The sequence below is a fragment of the Pseudomonas sp. G11 genome (assembly GCF_029457515.1).
Taxonomy (GTDB): domain Bacteria; phylum Pseudomonadota; class Gammaproteobacteria; order Pseudomonadales; family Pseudomonadaceae; genus Aquipseudomonas; species Aquipseudomonas gorinensis.
Genome location: NZ_CP120377.1, coordinates 148,344 through 162,832, shown reverse-complemented (window position 1 = coordinate 162,832; position 14,489 = coordinate 148,344). Strand labels below are relative to the sequence as shown.

Here is a 14,489-nt window from a genome sequence, read left to right as displayed (position 1 = left end):
AGGGGCGGTGCCCCTCCCACCTTTTTTCTACTGCGTTGGCTGTTAGAGAATCGGTGAGATCAAGCGCGCGATCCGCATGCCCAGGTGTTGCAGGCGGCGGGTTTCGCGGCTTTCCTCTTGGCTGACTTCATGCGCCAGGGCAAAGTCGTCCAGCAACATGTGCTCCACTTCCTTGGCGAAGGCTTCGTCGACGGTCAGTAACATCACTTCGAAATTCAACCGGAAGGAACGGTTGTCCATATTCGCACTGCCGATGGCGCTGATTTCGCTGTCCACCAACACCACCTTCTGATGCAGAAAGCCTGGCGTATAGCGGAATACCCGCACCCCGGCTCGTACGGCTTCGATGGCGTAGAGGCTGGACGCGGCATACACGATTCGGTGGTCGGGCCTGGATGGCAGCAGCAGGCGTACGTCCACCCCGCGCAGGACCGCCAGGCGCAGGGCGGCAAACACCGCTTCGTCGGGAATGAAATACGGGCTGGTGATCCACACACGCTCGGTCGCCGCGTGGATGGCCTCGACAAAAAACAGCGAGCAGGTTTCATACGGGTCTGCCGGGCCGCTGGCGAGCAATTGGCAGAGCACACCGTCGTCGGGGTAGGTGTCCGGCAGGATCAAGGGCGGCAGTTCTCGTGCGGCCCAGAACCAGTCTTCAGCGAACGACTCCTGCAGGCAGGCCACCACCGGGCCGGTGACTTGCACATGGGTATCGCGCCACGGAGCCAGCGGCGGTTTTTTGCCCAGGTATTCGTCACCGACGTTGTGCCCACCAACAAAGCCGGTGATGCCATCCACCACTACGATCTTGCGGTGGTTGCGGAAGTTGACCTGGAAGCGATTGAGCCAGCCGCTACGGGTGGCGAACGCCTTGACCTGCACCCCGGCGTCGCGTAGCGATTGCACGTAGCGATGGGGCAGGGCATGGCTGCCGATTCGGTCATAGAGCACGTAGATGCCTACGCCTTGCGCGACCTTTTCCTTCAATAAGGCGTGCAGTTGGCGGCCGAGTTCATCGTCATGAATGATGAAGAACTGAAACAGCACGGCAGTATTGGCGTTGCGAATGGCGTCGAAGATCGCACTGAAGGTGGCGTCGCCATTAATCAGCAAACGCACTTCATTGTTTGCCAGGCATGGCATGCGCCCCAGCTTGGGCATGGCACGCAGGGAGGCGTAGGCGCTGGAGTTGCGCGCGGCCAAGGCTTCCTCGACCCACGGGCGCCAGTTCAGCTCGGTGATAGCAGTGTGCATTTCCTGGTTGGCCTGGCGCCGCGCCTGGATGTAGGCGTCGAAGGTGCTGCGGCCGAAAATCAGGTAGGGGATCAGGGTCAGGTAGGGCATGAACATCAGCGACAAGGCCCAGGCGATCGAGCCTTGGGCGGTCCTGACGGTCAGCACCGCATGGATCGCGGCGAGGGTCCCGAGAAAGTGCAGCGTGGCGATGAAGTAGGCGAGCAGGTGCGGGCCAAAAAAATCCATGGACGACATGACTCCAGACAATCCAATGCGTAACAGACCATGTTCGGCCACGAATGTCGCTATTTTATTTGTCGTGCAACACTGGCACGTTTACGGCGTCTAACGCCAACAATTGCCCAGGAGTTACCCGATGAATGCTCGTCTGCTTGGTTTGGCCATGGTTGTTGGTTTGTCGTTGCCCGTGGCAGCGCAGGCGCAGATGCTGGCGCCGGGCTTGTGGGAATTGACCACCAGCAATATGAAAGTCGATAACCAGGACCTGCCGGACCTGTCGCTGATACTGGGTCAGCTCAAGCAACAGATGACCCCCGAACAGCGCGCCATGTTGGAAAAGCAGGGCGTCACCATGGCCGGCAAAGGCGTGCAGGTGTGCCTCACGCCCGCCCAGGTTGCCTCTGACACGATCCCCCTGACCGACCCGCAATCGGGCTGCAAACAGGAAGTCACCGACAAGACCGGTAACCAGTGGAAATTCCGTTTCAGTTGCCCCAAAGCCCAGGGCACGGGGGTTGCCACCTTCCAGAGCCAGAAGGAATTCACCACCACCGTCAACGGCACCTTCAATGCCACTGGCATTCAACAGAAGGGTAGCCTGGACAGCCATGCCCAGTGGCTGGGCAGCAATTGCGGTACGGTCAAGCCTCGCGCTTAACGCAGGAACTGCAACGGTAAACCCTGGCAACTGTCGACCACCTTGCCGTTATGCCAGGCCAGGTGGCCGGAGACCAGCGTGGTGCTGACGCTGTGGCGAAAGCTGCGCTCGGCGAAGGGTGTCCAGCCGCAGCGAGCCAGGATCGGCTGGCTGCTGACGGGCTTGCCCGCCGGCTCTGGTTTGATCAGCACGAGGTCGGCCCAATAGCCTTCGCGTAGATAACCCCGATCCGGGATGGCGAACAGGTCGGCGACCCGATGGCTGGTCTTCGCCACCAGGGTGGTCAAGGGCAGCAGCCCGTCGGCCACCAACTCCAGCAGCGCCGGCAACGCATGTTGCACCAGCGGCAAGCCCGATGGCGCTTCACAATACCCCAGCTGTTTTTGCGCCCAGGTATGCGGCGCATGGTCCGTGCCAATCACATCCAGACGATGACTGAGCAAGGCTTGGCGCAGGGCGTCGCGGTCGGCGTGGGTCTTGATCGCCGGGTTGCATTTGATCTGATGGCCCAGGCGGTGATAGTCGCGGTCGTCGAACAGCAGGTGGTGCACGCAGACTTCAGCGGTAATACGTTTTTGCGCCAGGGGTTTGTCCTCGAACAACGCCAATTCGCGTGCGCTGGTCAGGTGCAGCACATGCAGGCGTGTGCCGTGGTGCCTGGCCAACTCCACGGCCAAAGAGGAGGAGCGATAACAGGCCTCGGCGTCCCGGATCAGCGAGTGGGCGACGGCGGGGATCTTGTCCCCGAAACGCTCGCGCAGGCGCCGCTCGTTGGCCAGGATGCTCGGCGTGTGTTCGCAGTGGGCCAGCAGGATGGTCGGCACTTCTGCAAACAGCCGCTCCAGAATCCGAGGGTCGTCTACCAACATATTGCCGGTGGAGGCCCCCATGAACACTTTGACCCCAGCCACTTCGCGGGGATCGAGCGCGGCGACGATGTCGAGATTGTCGTTGCTGACGCCAAAGTGAAAACCGTAGTTGGCGACTGAATGCAGGCCGGCGCGGCGCTTTTTTTCGGCCAGGGCTTGCAGGGTCAGCGTGGCCGGCTGGGTGTTGGGCATGTCCATGAAACTGGTGATGCCACCGGCTACGGCCGCCCGGGATTCGCTGTAGAGACTGCCTTTGTCGGGTGCGCCAGGGTCGCGAAAGTGCACCTGGTCATCGATCATCCCTGGCAGCAGCCATTGGCCCTCTGCGTCGATCGCCAGGGGCGCATTACAGTCCTCGATACTGCTGGCGATTTTCTCGATGCGGCCGTTGGCGACCAGTACGTCAGCGTCGAATACCTGGCCTTCGTTGACCAGGCGGGCGTTACGGATCAGCAGGCGGCTCATGGTTCAGAACTCGTTTTGCAGGGCTTTGTAACCGCGGACCAAGTCGACGTTGGTGCGTGCCACGTCTTCGGAAAACTCCGAGGCGCTGACACTGACCGGCGGGAACTGCGAAAGGTCAGTGTTCGGCCCGATGCGGGTAGTGGAGGGCACGTAGAACGCGGTGGGCAAGTCGCGGCCGTCGACCACCGAGTTATGACGCACCACGCAGCCGTCGCCGACGGTGCAGTTGAACAGCACGCTGTTGAAGCCGATGAAGACACGGTCGCCGACGCTGCAGGGGCCATGGACGATGGAGCGGTGGGCGATGGAGGTGAACTCGCCGATGGTCACCGCCGCGCCCGATTTGGAGTGGATCACCACGCCGTCCTGGATATTGGAGTTGGCGCCGATGGTGATAGGGTCCATGGCGCCGCTGGCGTTGACTTCATCGGCGCGGATTACGGCGTAGGGGCCGACGAAGACGTTCTCGCCAATGATGACCTTGCCGCAGATGATCGCCGTCTTGTCGACGTAGGCCGATTCGGCGATCACCGGCAGATCGCCGGAAGGGTTCTTGCGAATCATGGCTTACCCAACGCGGCGCATAAGGTATTGAGGTTGTATTCGAACAGCCCGGTAAAGGTGCTGGCCGGGCCTTCTGCTGCAAGAGCGTCGGAGTAAAGCGTGCCGCCGATCTGCGCGCCGCTTTCGTCGGCGATCTGCTTGAGCAGGCGTGAGTCCTTGATGTTTTCCATGAACACGGCTTTGACCTTGTCTTTACGGATCTGGGTGATCAGCGCGGCGACTTCGGCGGCCGAAGGCTCACGTTCGGTGGACAGGCCCTGAGGCGCCAGGAACTGGATGCCATAGGCCTGGCCCAGGTAGCCGAAGGCGTCATGAGAGGTCACGATGCGACGGTTGCCCGGTGGCAGCGCGCCGAATTTGGTCTTGGCTTCGGCGAGCAGGCGGTAGATTTCTTTCAGGTAGGCTTGGCTGTTGTGCAGGTAGTCGGCCTTGTTGGCCGGGTCGGCGGCCACCAGCGCCTTGGTAATGTTGTTCACGTAGATTTCGGCGTTGGCCAGGTTGTGCCAGGCGTGTGGATCGGGGATGGTTTCGCCGTCCTCCTCCATGGTGTGGGAGATCACACCTTTGCTGGCGGTGACCACCGTGGCCTTGGTTTCGGTGCTGGTGACCAGGCGGTCCAGCCAGGGTTCAAAACCGAGGCCGTTCTTGATGATCAGCTTGGCCTTGAGCAACGCCTTGGCATCGTCCGGGGTGGGCTCGTAGGTATGGGCGTCCGCGTCGGGGCCGACCATATTGCTGATCTGGATGTGATCACCACCAATCTGGTGGGTGATGTCATCGAGGATACTGAAGCTGGTAACCACTTGGAGTTTGTCGGCGGCCTGGGCCGTCGATAACGACAGGACGAGACTGAACAGCACGAGTAAAGCGCGCATCGGGAGACACCTCATTGGGATGACAGCAAGGGGGGGCGGCGCAGCAAGCCGTGCACCGGACCGAAGACCACGGACAGCAGGTACCCGCCGCCAGCCACCAGCACAATCGCCGGGCCGCTGGGCAGTGAGTAGTAGAACGACAGCAACAAACCCAGCCATACCGACAGGCATCCCAGCACCGCCGATATCGCGATCAACACCGGCAGGCGCCGGCTCCAGAACCGTGACGCGATGGCCGGTAACATCATCAAGCCCACCACCATCAACGCGCCGATGGCCTGGAAACCGATGACCAGGTTCAACACCACCAGGGTCAGGAACAAACCATGGGCCAGCGGGCCCAGGCGGCTGACGGTTTGCAGGAACAGCGGGTCGAGGGTATCCAGCAGCAGCGGCTTGTAGATCAGCACCATGGCCACCAGGCTGAACCCGGAGACCCAGAGCATGCCGGTCAGGGTGGCCTCGTCGACGGCCAGCGCTGAGCCGAACAGCAGATGCAGCAGGTCCAGGCGTTTGCCGGCAATGCCCAGGATCAGCACGCCGGCGGCCAGTGAAATGGGGTAGATAGCCGCGAGGCTGGCGTCTTCACGCAGGCCGGTGCGGCGAGTGATCCAGGCCGCCAGCCCGGCCATGCCCAGGCCGGCACCCAGGCCACCGACGGTCAGCGCGGGCAGGCTGAGCCCGGCGAACCAGAAGCCCAGGGCCGCACCGGGCAGGATGCCGTGGGCGACGGCGTCACCAATCAGGCTCATGCGCCGCAGGATCAGGAACACGCCCAGCGGCGCGGTGCTGCAGGCGAGTACCAGGCCTCCGATCAGGGCGCGACGCATGAAGACGAAGTCAGCAAAGGGCATCCACAGATGGGAGGCGAAGTGCATCAGGCCACCTGCATGCGAGGGTGTGGACGGATCAGTTCTTGACTGGGGCCGACGACGCAGCCGGTGCTTTTGATCTGCACCACTTGCTGGGTATGTTCACGCACGGCGGCCAGGTCATGGCACACCACTACCAGCGTGCGACCTTGGGCATGCCAGGCGTGGATATGTTTCCAGCACAAGGCCTGGCCATCTTCATCGAGGGCGGCGTGGGGTTCGTCGAGCAACAGCACCGACGCCTCGGCCAGGCTCATGCGGGCGAGCAGGGCACGTTGCAGTTCGCCGCCAGACAAGGCCATCAACGGGCGATGTTCCAGGCCACTGAGGCACCAATCCTCCAGCACCGCTTGCAGGCGTTGGCTGCGTTGTTGCAGGGTGAGTTGGGTGCCCCAAAAGCCGGCGGCCACTAACTCTTGCAGGCTGATGGGGAACTGGCGGTCGAGGTGCTGCTGCTGGGGCAGGAACGACAGGCCGCCGCGCCGTGGCACATTCACGGTGACTTTGCCCGCCAATGGCTTTTGCAGCCCGGCGATAACCTTCAGCAGGCTGCTTTTGCCGGTGCCGTTGGCGCCGATCACACCGGTGAGGCTGCCTTTTTCCAGGGTGAAATCCACGGCGGGGGTCAGCGGTTGCCCAGGGGCACCCCAGCGTAAAGCGGTACAGGTGATCATGCAGAGGGTCTCGTCCAGCGGCTTTCAGCCACGGCATCGTGCGCGTGCAGGCTTTCGGCGTGGATCACTTTGAGGTGGAAGGCTTTGACGGCATCCGAGCGTTTCAAGGCGAGGTTCAGGCGGCGGGCGGCGTCTTCGCAGAACATCAGGTTCTGCCCATTGGCCAGGGCGAAGGCTTGTTCGTCTGCACGCTTTACGGCGGTTTGCACGGCAGTGCCAAGGGCGGCTTCTGCGTCGTTGATCAACTCGGTCAGCGCCAGATGCTCGCCTTGCAGGTGGACGCGCAGCTGTGCGCTGCTGCGCTGGCTGTGGGGCGTGGCCACAATGCCATTGGCGCTGCCGAGCCAGGTCAGCACGTCTTCATGTCGCAACGGTGTGTTGGCGAAGTCATCGACAAATTGCTGCTGAATCAACTGCCTGGCGAGGGCAGCAGAGCAGGGGCAGGTTGAGGAATAAGTAACGTCAATTTTTAGTTCCACGTGGAACATCTGGTTTTCCAGGTGTGCCTCGATGCTCACCGGGTAGGCCTTCCAGCCGGCCAGTGGGCTGACCAGGGCCGGACGATTCAGGAGCAAATCGGTATGGATACGCAGGTAGGCGTTCTTAGATAAACCTTCATGACTGGCAAGAAAATGCTGCAGTACATTACGCAGAAGTGTCGGCGTCAGGGGCTGTTGGCCGAGCATTTCCAGCGCCAGGTACAGGCGTGACATATGAATGCCACGGGCGGTGCCGTCGTCGAGGCTGACGCCGGCATCGGCTTTGGCCGTCAGACGCTGGCCATCGATCAAGATGGGCAGGGCGATGCCGCACATGCCGACCCAGTCGAGGGGCAAGGCTTGGCGTGATGCTTGCGCGGCGATATCCGGCAGAGTCAGCGCATTCATAAGCAGGTCCATCGTTGGAAATAAAAAGACATGTTATATTATAACCATTGAGTCGACGATGAATTTTCTGCTCCAGCCTTTGTTCAGTCATGTCGAGCAGGGACGCTCCTTTATTTGCGGTATATGTCATGCACAGACGTCAGCTCCTCAACCTGCTCCTGGTCAGCCCGCTGTTCACCTTGCCGTTCGCCGCATCGGCCACGCAGATTCGCAATGCCCGCCTGTGGCGCTCGGACGACAAACTGCGGCTGGTGTTCGACCTGAGCGGCCCGGTGCAGTACAAGACTTTCTCCCTGGCTGCACCCGAACGGGTGATCATCGACCTGAGCGGTGCCGGCCTCAGTGGTGACTTTTCTCAACTGGCCTTGAAGAACAGCGGGATCACCTCGATTCGCTCGGGGCATTTCGGCAAAGGCGATACGCGGATCGTGCTCGACCTGGCTGCGCCGATGCAGCTCAACAGTTTTCTACTACCGCCTCAGGATGGCCAAGGTCATCGCCTGGTACTGGACCTGACCAGCGCCACCCACGCGCCACGCCAGATCGCAGTTGAACCGGCGCCCTTGGTCGCTCCGATCGACAAGGCGCATCCCAAGCGCGACATCATTGTGGTAGTCGACCCGGGCCACGGCGGCAAGGACCCCGGCGCGGTCGGCTCCAAGGGCCAGCGCGAAAAAGACGTGGTGTTGTCGATCGCGCAATTGCTGGCCAAGCGCTTGAAACGCGAGAGGGGCTTTGACGTGAAACTGGTGCGCAACGACGACTTCTTCGTGCCGCTGCGCAAGCGCGTGGAGATTGCCCACAAGTACAACGCCGACATGTTTATCTCGGTACACGCAGATGCGGCACCGCGGATCACCGCCTCGGGGGCGTCGGTGTATGCCTTGTCCGAAGGGGGGGCTACCTCGGCCACTGCGCGGTTCATGGCACAACGGGAAAACGGCGCCGATCTGCTGGGCGCCACCAGTCTGCTGAACCTCAAGGACAAGGACCCGATGCTGGCCGGGGTGATTCTCGATATGTCGATGAACGCCACCATCGCCTCCAGCCTGCAATTGGGCAGCTCCATCCTCGGCAGTCTGGAGGGCATCACCTCGTTGCATCAGAAGCGCGTGGAACAGGCCGGGTTTGCGGTGCTCAAGTCACCGGATGTGCCGTCGATCCTGGTGGAAACCGGGTTTATCTCCAATGCGCGGGACAGTGCGCGCCTGGTCACCGCGCGTCATCAACAGGCGGTAGCCGATGGCTTGTTCGAAGGGTTGAAAAAATACTTCCAGAAGAACCCGCCGATGAACAGCTACGTGGCCTGGCTGCAGGAGCAGAAAAACGGCCAGGTCTAACAGCCGGTTATCCGGCTGCAGGTGAACTTGGCGCTGGCGCCACCGGAACTGGAAAACCGGTTGAGGGTGGTCCAGCCCACGCGCCGTGTGTAGCCGACCCACGCTTCACCGTCCGACGCCAACCCGGTAAAGAACGTCAGTTGCCCATAACGGCTATTGGTCTGGGCCCAATAGCGTTTGCCGATGACTTCGAAACCGCGCAAATACGTGGTACTGCCGGCTGTCGCCACGCTGTAGGCATTGCCTTGCGAGTCCACACACGCCAGCAGGTTGGCGCTGCGCGTGCAGTTGGCCAACAGGCTCGGTACTTGGGCGCAGGCAGATCCTGCTGCTGCCAATAACAGGCCGCACACCAGGTATTTCATAGGGGGTCTCGGGGCAGGAAGATGATCAAGCATTGCGCCCTTCGTCGTGACGAGCAAGGGGGGATTGGCTTATTTGTGTTGTTATAATATAACATAAAAGCACAGCCTGACCCGTGAACCGTTCCCATGACCGAACAAGACCTCCTGGCCCAACCGCCCGCCGACTACATGAACGAAGCCCAGCAAGGCTTCTTCCGCACGCTGCTCCTGGCCCAGCGCAACGAGCTGCAAGCTCGAATCGACGCTGAGTTCCTGGTGCTGCGCGAACAGGAACCCAACAGCGACCCTGCCGATGTGGGCAGCGCCGAAGAACAGCGCCAATGGCAACTGCGCCTGCTGGAGCGGGAAAAGAAGCTGTTGGACAAGATCGATGACGCCCTGGAACGGCTGGCCCGCGGCGAATACGGCTGGTGCCGCGAAACGGGCGAACCCATTGGCCTGCAACGCCTGTTGCTACGCCCCACCGCCACCCTGTGTATCGAAGCCAAAGAACGCGAAGAGCTGCGCGAACGCCATAAACGGGCGATTTGACCGGCCAACCCTGATGAGGACTACCTGATGCCCAATCGTCTCCCCGTTACCGTGTTGTCCGGCTTTCTCGGCGCCGGTAAAAGTACGCTGCTCAACTATGTCCTGCGCAACCGCGACAACCTGCGGGTTGCGGTGATCGTCAACGACATGAGCGAAATCAACATTGATGGCAGCGAGGTTCAGCGCGACGTCACCCTTAATCGTTCCGAAGAAAAACTGGTGGAAATGAGCAATGGCTGCATCTGCTGCACCTTGCGCGAAGACTTGCTGGAAGAAGTCGGAAAACTCGCCAAAGAAGGGCGGTTTGATTACCTGTTGATCGAGTCCACCGGCATCTCCGAACCCTTGCCCGTGGCCGAAACGTTTACCTTCCGTGATGAAAACGAACAAAGCCTGGCCGATATCGCGCGCCTGGACACGATGGTCACTGTGGTTGACGGCATGAACTTCCTGCTCGACTACCAGACCGCCGAAAGCCTCGCTTCTCGTGGCGAAACCCTGGGAGAAGAAGACGAACGCTCCATCACCGACTTGCTGATCGAGCAGATCGAGTTCGCCGACGTCATTTTGATCAGCAAGATCGACCTGATCAGCAGCCACGAACGTGAGGAACTGATGGCCATCCTCGAACGCCTGAATGCCCAGGCGGAAATCATCCCGATGGTCATGGGCGAAGTGCCGCTGAACAAGATCCTCAACACCGGCCGCTTTGACTTTGAACGCGCCGCCCAGGCCCCAGGCTGGTTGCAGGAATTGCGCGGCGAACACGTACCGGAAACCGAAGAATATGGCATCGCATCCACTGTCTATCGCGCCCGCCGACCTTTTCATCCGCAACGCTTCTTCGACTTTATCGATCGCCCGTGGGTGAACGGCAAGTTGCTGCGCTCCAAGGGGTTTTTCTGGCTGGCCAGCAAGCACCAGGACGCTGGCAGTTGGTCACAGGCGGGTGGCCTGATGCGCCATGGCTTTGCTGGACGCTGGTGGCGCTTTGTACCGAAAAGCCAGTGGCCGCAGGATGAAGAAAGCGTCGCCGCGATCATGGGCAACTGGCAACTGAGCACGGGCGACTGCCGCCAGGAACTGGTGTTTATCGGGCAGAACATCGACTTCGCACAGATGCGTGCCGAGTTGGACGCTTGTTTGCTCACCGACGAAGAAATGGCCCTGGGCGTCGACGCCTGGCGCTTACTGGCCGATCCTTTCGGCCCTTGGTATGAAGAGGTGGCCGCCTGATGCTGGCGCCGGTCATGTCCCTGCGCCCCGTGATTCGCCAGACCCGCGGTGAAACCCCGCTGGCGCTGTCCGATATCCTTGAGGATGGCGTGAACCTGGCGCTGTGGCAGCGCCAATTACCCCTGCATATCGCCGAGTTCGGCGCCTTGCTGGTGGCGCTCAATGAGCCGTTGGCTGAATCGCTGGTGATCGAGCTGGACAGCGAAGGCGCCGAGCCAAATCTGCACGGCCTGGCGTCCAGTTGCCGCGATCTTGAGGGTTATGAGGGCTTTATCGCCGATGTGTCGTGGCTGATCAGCGCCTTTGCCTGCCTGCTGGGCGCCAGGCGCATCGGCGTGCGCCTGCGGTTGTTGGACAAGGCCATGTGCCCGCGTTTTCATGTTGATCATGTGCCTGTGCGGCTGATCACCACCTATGCCGGCATCGGCAGCCAGTGGTTGCGCGAGGGGGTGATGGACCGTCGCACGTTGGGCCAGTCGGATGCTGAACCCACTGACCGCATCGAGCAAATCCTCTGCGGTGAGGTGGCTCTACTCAAGGGTACGAAATGGCATGGCAACGAGGGTCATGGCCTGATTCACCGCTCGCCGGCCTTGAAGGCGGATGAGCGACGCTTGATCCTGACGCTGGATTGGCTGGCATAACCGCGTAGGATCAAGCTCTCTACACGGTCAAAATGATGCCTCTTATGCTGCAGAACATTCCCACCCACGTGATTGCCGGGCCCCTGGGTGCCGGCAAGACCAGCCTGATCCAGCACCTGCTCGCTCAACGCCCGGCCAACGAGCGCTGGGCGGTGTTGATCAACGAGTTCGGGCAGATTGGCCTGGACGCCGCGCTGCTGACTCAGGATGACGATGGCATTGCCTTGGGCGAAGTTGCCGGTGGCTGCCTGTGCTGTGTGAATGGCGCCCCGTTCCAGGTGGGCCTTGGTCGTCTGCTGCGTAAGGCCAAGCCTGACCGTGTCTTTATCGAGCCTTCGGGCCTGGGTCACCCGGCGCAATTGCTCAAGCAACTGCGGGACCCGCCGTGGCAGGACGTGCTGGCGGTTCAACCCTGCGTCTTGGTACTGGATGCCCAAGCCCTGGCGGCGGGCAAGCCCTTGCCACCTGCGCAGTTGGAAGCGCTGGCCAGTGCCGGGCTGTTGGTCTTGAACAAAGATGAGGCGCTGGACACCGCACAGCGTCAGGCCATCGAACGGCAGTTACCCGATTGCCCGGTGTATTGGACCCGCCAGGCGCAATTGCCGCTGAACCGCTTACCAGGCTCAAGCGCACGGGCCGGCGCCACTGTGGATAACTTCACGGTGCCCAAAGGCCTCGCACAAATACCGGCCATCTGGAGCGACCCCCTGCTGCCGATCTGCCTGAGCCAGGCTCAGGACGGTGGCTGGAGCATCGGCTGGCGCTGGCACCCGAGCCAGCAATTCGACCCGCAGCGCCTGCATCAGTGGCTGACCGGTCTCGGCTGGCGCCGCGCCAAACTGGTTATCCACAGTGGCGAGGGCTGGCTATCCGCCAACGCTGTGGATAACAGCCCGATTGCCTGGCAACCCAGCGAATGGCGGCGCGACTCACGCATCGAATTGATCTTCAGCGAACCCCAGGACGTGGCCCTGCTACAGCATTCGCTGGCCGCCTGCCGTCAGTGACGATGCTTGGTGGCGTGGTCCTGGCGCCATTGGCTCAGCTCGATGACCTCGGCGCTGGGCAGTGGCGTCTTGATCTCGAAGGGGTAGGGCGCCAGTTCGATTTGTGCGCTGTGGGCGCCGAACTGGGTGATGGTTCCCGGATGGCGGGTTTCCCCGGTCACCGTGAATTCAAAGTTGTAGACCCGCGCCAGGCGCCGGCGGCCGTTGGCATCTTTCACAAAGCCGATGCGCTTGAGTGCCACGGCGCCATCCAACAGCTCGATGTCGAGTTTGGCGCAATGCTGCTTGACCCGCTCCAACGCCCGCTCGCGCAGGCCGTGGTTGTGCCAGACCCAGGCGGCACCGGTCGCCAGCAGCATCAACACGAAGATGTTTCCCAAGGTCAGCATGCGAAAAACTCCAACAAAGTGAGAGCAGCTTAACTGTGTCGCCGGTCTGTCGTATAGGCTGCGTTTAGTCGCATACTGCGCGGCCAGAATTTAAACGGCTTTACGGAAATCTCCTGCATGAAACGCACACCTCATCTGCTTGCGATCCAGTCTCATGTGGTCTTTGGCCACGCCGGAAACAGCGCCGCCGTGTTTCCCATGCAGCGCGTCGGGGTGAACGTCTGGCCGCTGAACACGGTGCAGTTCTCCAACCACACCCAGTATGGACAGTGGGCAGGGGAAGTGTTGGCGCCGCAGCAGATTCCGGTGTTGGTGGAAGGCATTGCGGCCATTGGTGAGTTGGGCAACTGCGACGCTATCTTGTCCGGTTACCTGGGCAGTGCCGATCAGGGCCGCGCCATTCTCACCGGTGTGGAGCGGATCAAAGCGATCAACCCGAAGGCCCTGTACCTGTGCGACCCGGTCATGGGGCACCCGGAAAAAGGCTGCATCGTGCCGCAGGAGGTCAGCGATTTCCTGCTGGAGGAGGCCGCCGCCATGGCCGACTTCCTCTGCCCAAACCAACTGGAGCTGGACAGCTTTGCCGGTCGTAAGCCGCAGTCGCTGTTCGACTGCCTGGGCATGGCCAAGGCGTTGCTGGCCCGGGGGCCGAAGGCGGTGCTGGTCAAACACTTGGATTATCCGGGCAAGCTGCCGGATGGCTTCGAAATGCTGTTGGTTACTGCCGACGGCAGCTGGCACCTGCGCCGCCCGCTGTTGGCGTTCCCCCGCCAGCCAGTGGGCGTGGGCGACCTGACCTCGGGGTTGTTCCTGGCGCGGGTGCTGCTGGGCGATAGCCTGCTGGCCGCCTTCGAATTCACCGCCGCGGCGGTGCATGAAGTGCTGCTGGAAACCCAGGCCTGTGCCAGTTACGAGTTGGAATTGGTGCGGGCCCAGGATCGTATTGCTCATCCGCGCGTGCGCTTCGAGGCGACGCCGATCGGCCTGTAAATACGCAGAACCCCATGTGGGAGGGAGCAAGTCCCTCCCACATTTTGATTGGGTTTACCGCTTGGGGTTTATAGCGCGTCGGCTTTTATTTCCTGGTAACGCTTTTCCAGCTCCTGGCGAATCTGCCGGCGTTGTTGGGCCTGCACGAACCGGCGTCTTTCCTCACTGTTATGCGGTTGCAGCGGCGGCACGGCGGCGGGTTTGCGCTGATCGTCCACGGCTACCATGGTGAAGAAGCAACTGTTGGTATGGCGCACCGAGCGTTCGCGGATGTTCTCGGTCACCACCTTGATGCCCACTTCCATCGACGTATTGCCGGTGTAGTTGACCGACGCGAGGAAGGTCACCAGCTCGCCGACATGGATCGGTTCACGAAAAATCACCTGGTCTACCGACAACGTCACCACATAGCGGCCGGCGTAACGGCTAGCGCAGGCGTAGGCCACTTCGTCGAGGTACTTGAGCAGGGTGCCCCCGTGGACATTGCCAGAGAAGTTGGCCATATCGGGGGTCATCAATACCGTCATCGACAGCTGGGCGTTTCCGGGTTCCATAGCACACTCACGGTTGTAGGCATTGGTTGGGGAGGCACCTCTTCGGGTGCTGGAATCTTTGCAGCGCCATCCCTAACGGGACGCCGGTGGGCG

General features: G+C 61.5%; 17 protein-coding genes. 7 read left to right on the top strand and 10 right to left on the bottom strand.

The window, feature by feature from the left end:
• Positions 1-42: 42 nt before the first annotated feature.
• Entirely contained in the window at positions 43-1,482 is a 1,440-nt protein-coding gene (cls, locus tag P2T68_RS00720; RefSeq protein WP_024078204.1) for a cardiolipin synthase, read from the bottom strand.
• 130 nt (positions 1,483-1,612) lie between these two features.
• Here cls and P2T68_RS00715 point away from each other — a divergent pair, with 130 nt between their 5' ends.
• On the top strand, positions 1,613-2,134 hold the full coding sequence (locus tag P2T68_RS00715) for a DUF3617 domain-containing protein (RefSeq protein WP_024078203.1): 522 nt from the start codon (positions 1,613-1,615) through the stop codon (positions 2,132-2,134).
• On the opposite strand, the gene P2T68_RS00710 is transcribed toward P2T68_RS00715, so the two are convergent.
• From P2T68_RS00710 to folE2, 6 genes are read right to left on the bottom strand one after another with little or no spacing between them, the layout of a single operon-like run.
• The gene (locus tag P2T68_RS00710) at positions 2,131-3,468 is read right to left on the bottom strand and encodes a dihydroorotase (protein ID WP_150054443.1); all 1,338 of its coding nucleotides are present in this window, start codon (positions 3,466-3,468) and stop codon (positions 2,131-2,133) included. The genes P2T68_RS00715 and P2T68_RS00710 overlap by 4 nt on opposite strands.
• A gap of 3 nt (positions 3,469-3,471) precedes the next feature.
• Complete coding sequence (locus P2T68_RS00705) at positions 3,472-4,032, bottom strand: DapH/DapD/GlmU-related protein (protein WP_150295457.1); 561 nt, start codon at positions 4,030-4,032, stop codon at positions 3,472-3,474.
• Positions 4,029-4,907, bottom strand: a complete 879-nt coding sequence (locus P2T68_RS00700) for a metal ABC transporter substrate-binding protein (protein ID WP_024078200.1) — start codon at positions 4,905-4,907, stop codon at positions 4,029-4,031. Before P2T68_RS00700 ends, P2T68_RS00705 begins: the two co-directional genes overlap by 4 nt.
• An 11-nt stretch (positions 4,908-4,918) precedes the next feature.
• A complete protein-coding gene (locus P2T68_RS00695; RefSeq protein WP_024078199.1) occupies positions 4,919-5,785 on the bottom strand; it encodes a metal ABC transporter permease in 867 nt (288 codons plus the stop codon).
• On the bottom strand, positions 5,785-6,453 hold the full coding sequence (locus tag P2T68_RS00690) for an ATP-binding cassette domain-containing protein (protein ID WP_277378906.1): 669 nt from the start codon (positions 6,451-6,453) through the stop codon (positions 5,785-5,787). Before P2T68_RS00690 ends, P2T68_RS00695 begins: the two co-directional genes overlap by 1 nt.
• Positions 6,450-7,340, bottom strand: coding sequence for a GTP cyclohydrolase FolE2 (folE2, locus tag P2T68_RS00685; protein ID WP_024078197.1), 891 nt, complete (start codon positions 7,338-7,340; stop codon positions 6,450-6,452). The genes P2T68_RS00690 and folE2 overlap by 4 nt, the downstream gene beginning before the upstream one ends.
• 128 nt (positions 7,341-7,468) lie before the next feature.
• On the opposite strand from folE2, the gene P2T68_RS00680 reads away from it, so the two are divergent.
• Positions 7,469-8,680 (top strand): N-acetylmuramoyl-L-alanine amidase, encoded by a 1,212-nt coding sequence (locus tag P2T68_RS00680; protein WP_069077324.1) that lies wholly within the window; start codon positions 7,469-7,471, stop codon positions 8,678-8,680.
• Here the strand turns inward: P2T68_RS00680 and P2T68_RS00675 are convergent.
• Entirely contained in the window at positions 8,677-9,045 is a 369-nt protein-coding gene (locus P2T68_RS00675) for a glutamine synthetase (RefSeq protein ID WP_150054441.1), read from the bottom strand. The genes P2T68_RS00680 and P2T68_RS00675 overlap by 4 nt on opposite strands.
• Before the next feature lie 126 nt (positions 9,046-9,171).
• Here P2T68_RS00675 and dksA point away from each other — a divergent pair, with 126 nt between their 5' ends.
• Genes dksA through P2T68_RS00655 form a run of 4 tightly spaced genes read left to right on the top strand, consistent with a single transcriptional unit; the run spans position 9,172 to position 12,463 of the window.
• On the top strand, positions 9,172-9,576 hold the full coding sequence (gene dksA / locus P2T68_RS00670) for an RNA polymerase-binding protein DksA (protein WP_024078194.1): 405 nt from the start codon (positions 9,172-9,174) through the stop codon (positions 9,574-9,576).
• Between the two features lie 27 nt (positions 9,577-9,603).
• Complete coding sequence (zigA, locus tag P2T68_RS00665; protein WP_024078193.1) at positions 9,604-10,812, top strand: zinc metallochaperone GTPase ZigA; 1,209 nt, start codon at positions 9,604-9,606, stop codon at positions 10,810-10,812.
• Complete coding sequence (locus P2T68_RS00660) at positions 10,812-11,456, top strand: DUF1826 domain-containing protein (protein ID WP_069077326.1); 645 nt, start codon at positions 10,812-10,814, stop codon at positions 11,454-11,456. The genes zigA and P2T68_RS00660 overlap by 1 nt, the downstream gene beginning before the upstream one ends.
• Before the next feature lie 44 nt (positions 11,457-11,500).
• The gene (locus P2T68_RS00655) at positions 11,501-12,463 is read left to right on the top strand and encodes a CobW family GTP-binding protein (protein ID WP_024078191.1); all 963 of its coding nucleotides are present in this window, start codon (positions 11,501-11,503) and stop codon (positions 12,461-12,463) included.
• On the opposite strand, the gene P2T68_RS00650 is transcribed toward P2T68_RS00655, so the two are convergent.
• The gene (locus P2T68_RS00650) at positions 12,457-12,852 is read right to left on the bottom strand and encodes a DUF3301 domain-containing protein (RefSeq protein WP_024078190.1); all 396 of its coding nucleotides are present in this window, start codon (positions 12,850-12,852) and stop codon (positions 12,457-12,459) included. The genes P2T68_RS00655 and P2T68_RS00650 overlap by 7 nt on opposite strands.
• 117 nt (positions 12,853-12,969) lie before the next feature.
• Between P2T68_RS00650 and pdxY the strand changes: the two genes are divergently transcribed.
• A complete protein-coding gene (pdxY, locus tag P2T68_RS00645) occupies positions 12,970-13,842 on the top strand; it encodes a pyridoxal kinase PdxY (RefSeq protein ID WP_277378905.1) in 873 nt (290 codons plus the stop codon).
• Positions 13,843-13,910: 68 nt separating this feature from the next.
• Here pdxY and P2T68_RS00640 read toward each other — a convergent pair whose 3' ends face one another.
• A complete protein-coding gene (locus P2T68_RS00640; protein ID WP_024078188.1) occupies positions 13,911-14,396 on the bottom strand; it encodes an acyl-CoA thioesterase in 486 nt (161 codons plus the stop codon).
• Positions 14,397-14,489: the final 93 nt, after the last annotated feature.

What these genes read in the sequence shown, in the direction of transcription:
- pdxY (WP_277378905.1), top strand. Translation starts at nt 12,970, where the DNA reads ATGAAACGCACACCTCATCTGCTTGCGATCCAGTCTCATGTGGTCTTT.
- P2T68_RS00650 (WP_024078190.1), bottom strand. Translation starts at nt 12,852, where the DNA reads ATGCTGACCTTGGGAAACATCTTCGTGTTGATGCTGCTGGCGACCGGT.
- P2T68_RS00710 (WP_150054443.1), bottom strand. Translation starts at nt 3,468, where the DNA reads ATGAGCCGCCTGCTGATCCGTAACGCCCGCCTGGTCAACGAAGGCCAG.
- cls (WP_024078204.1), bottom strand. Translation starts at nt 1,482, where the DNA reads ATGGATTTTTTTGGCCCGCACCTGCTCGCCTACTTCATCGCCACGCTG.
- P2T68_RS00675 (WP_150054441.1), bottom strand. Translation starts at nt 9,045, where the DNA reads ATGAAATACCTGGTGTGCGGCCTGTTATTGGCAGCAGCAGGATCTGCC.
- P2T68_RS00700 (WP_024078200.1), bottom strand. Translation starts at nt 4,907, where the DNA reads ATGCGCGCTTTACTCGTGCTGTTCAGTCTCGTCCTGTCGTTATCGACG.
- folE2 (WP_024078197.1), bottom strand. Translation starts at nt 7,340, where the DNA reads ATGAATGCGCTGACTCTGCCGGATATCGCCGCGCAAGCATCACGCCAA.
- P2T68_RS00705 (WP_150295457.1), bottom strand. Translation starts at nt 4,032, where the DNA reads ATGATTCGCAAGAACCCTTCCGGCGATCTGCCGGTGATCGCCGAATCG.
- zigA (WP_024078193.1), top strand. Translation starts at nt 9,604, where the DNA reads ATGCCCAATCGTCTCCCCGTTACCGTGTTGTCCGGCTTTCTCGGCGCC.
- P2T68_RS00695 (WP_024078199.1), bottom strand. Translation starts at nt 5,785, where the DNA reads ATGCACTTCGCCTCCCATCTGTGGATGCCCTTTGCTGACTTCGTCTTC.
- P2T68_RS00715 (WP_024078203.1), top strand. Translation starts at nt 1,613, where the DNA reads ATGAATGCTCGTCTGCTTGGTTTGGCCATGGTTGTTGGTTTGTCGTTG.
- P2T68_RS00680 (WP_069077324.1), top strand. Translation starts at nt 7,469, where the DNA reads ATGCACAGACGTCAGCTCCTCAACCTGCTCCTGGTCAGCCCGCTGTTC.
- P2T68_RS00690 (WP_277378906.1), bottom strand. Translation starts at nt 6,453, where the DNA reads ATGATCACCTGTACCGCTTTACGCTGGGGTGCCCCTGGGCAACCGCTG.
- P2T68_RS00640 (WP_024078188.1), bottom strand. Translation starts at nt 14,396, where the DNA reads ATGGAACCCGGAAACGCCCAGCTGTCGATGACGGTATTGATGACCCCC.
- P2T68_RS00660 (WP_069077326.1), top strand. Translation starts at nt 10,812, where the DNA reads ATGCTGGCGCCGGTCATGTCCCTGCGCCCCGTGATTCGCCAGACCCGC.
- P2T68_RS00655 (WP_024078191.1), top strand. Translation starts at nt 11,501, where the DNA reads ATGCTGCAGAACATTCCCACCCACGTGATTGCCGGGCCCCTGGGTGCC.
- dksA (WP_024078194.1), top strand. Translation starts at nt 9,172, where the DNA reads ATGACCGAACAAGACCTCCTGGCCCAACCGCCCGCCGACTACATGAAC.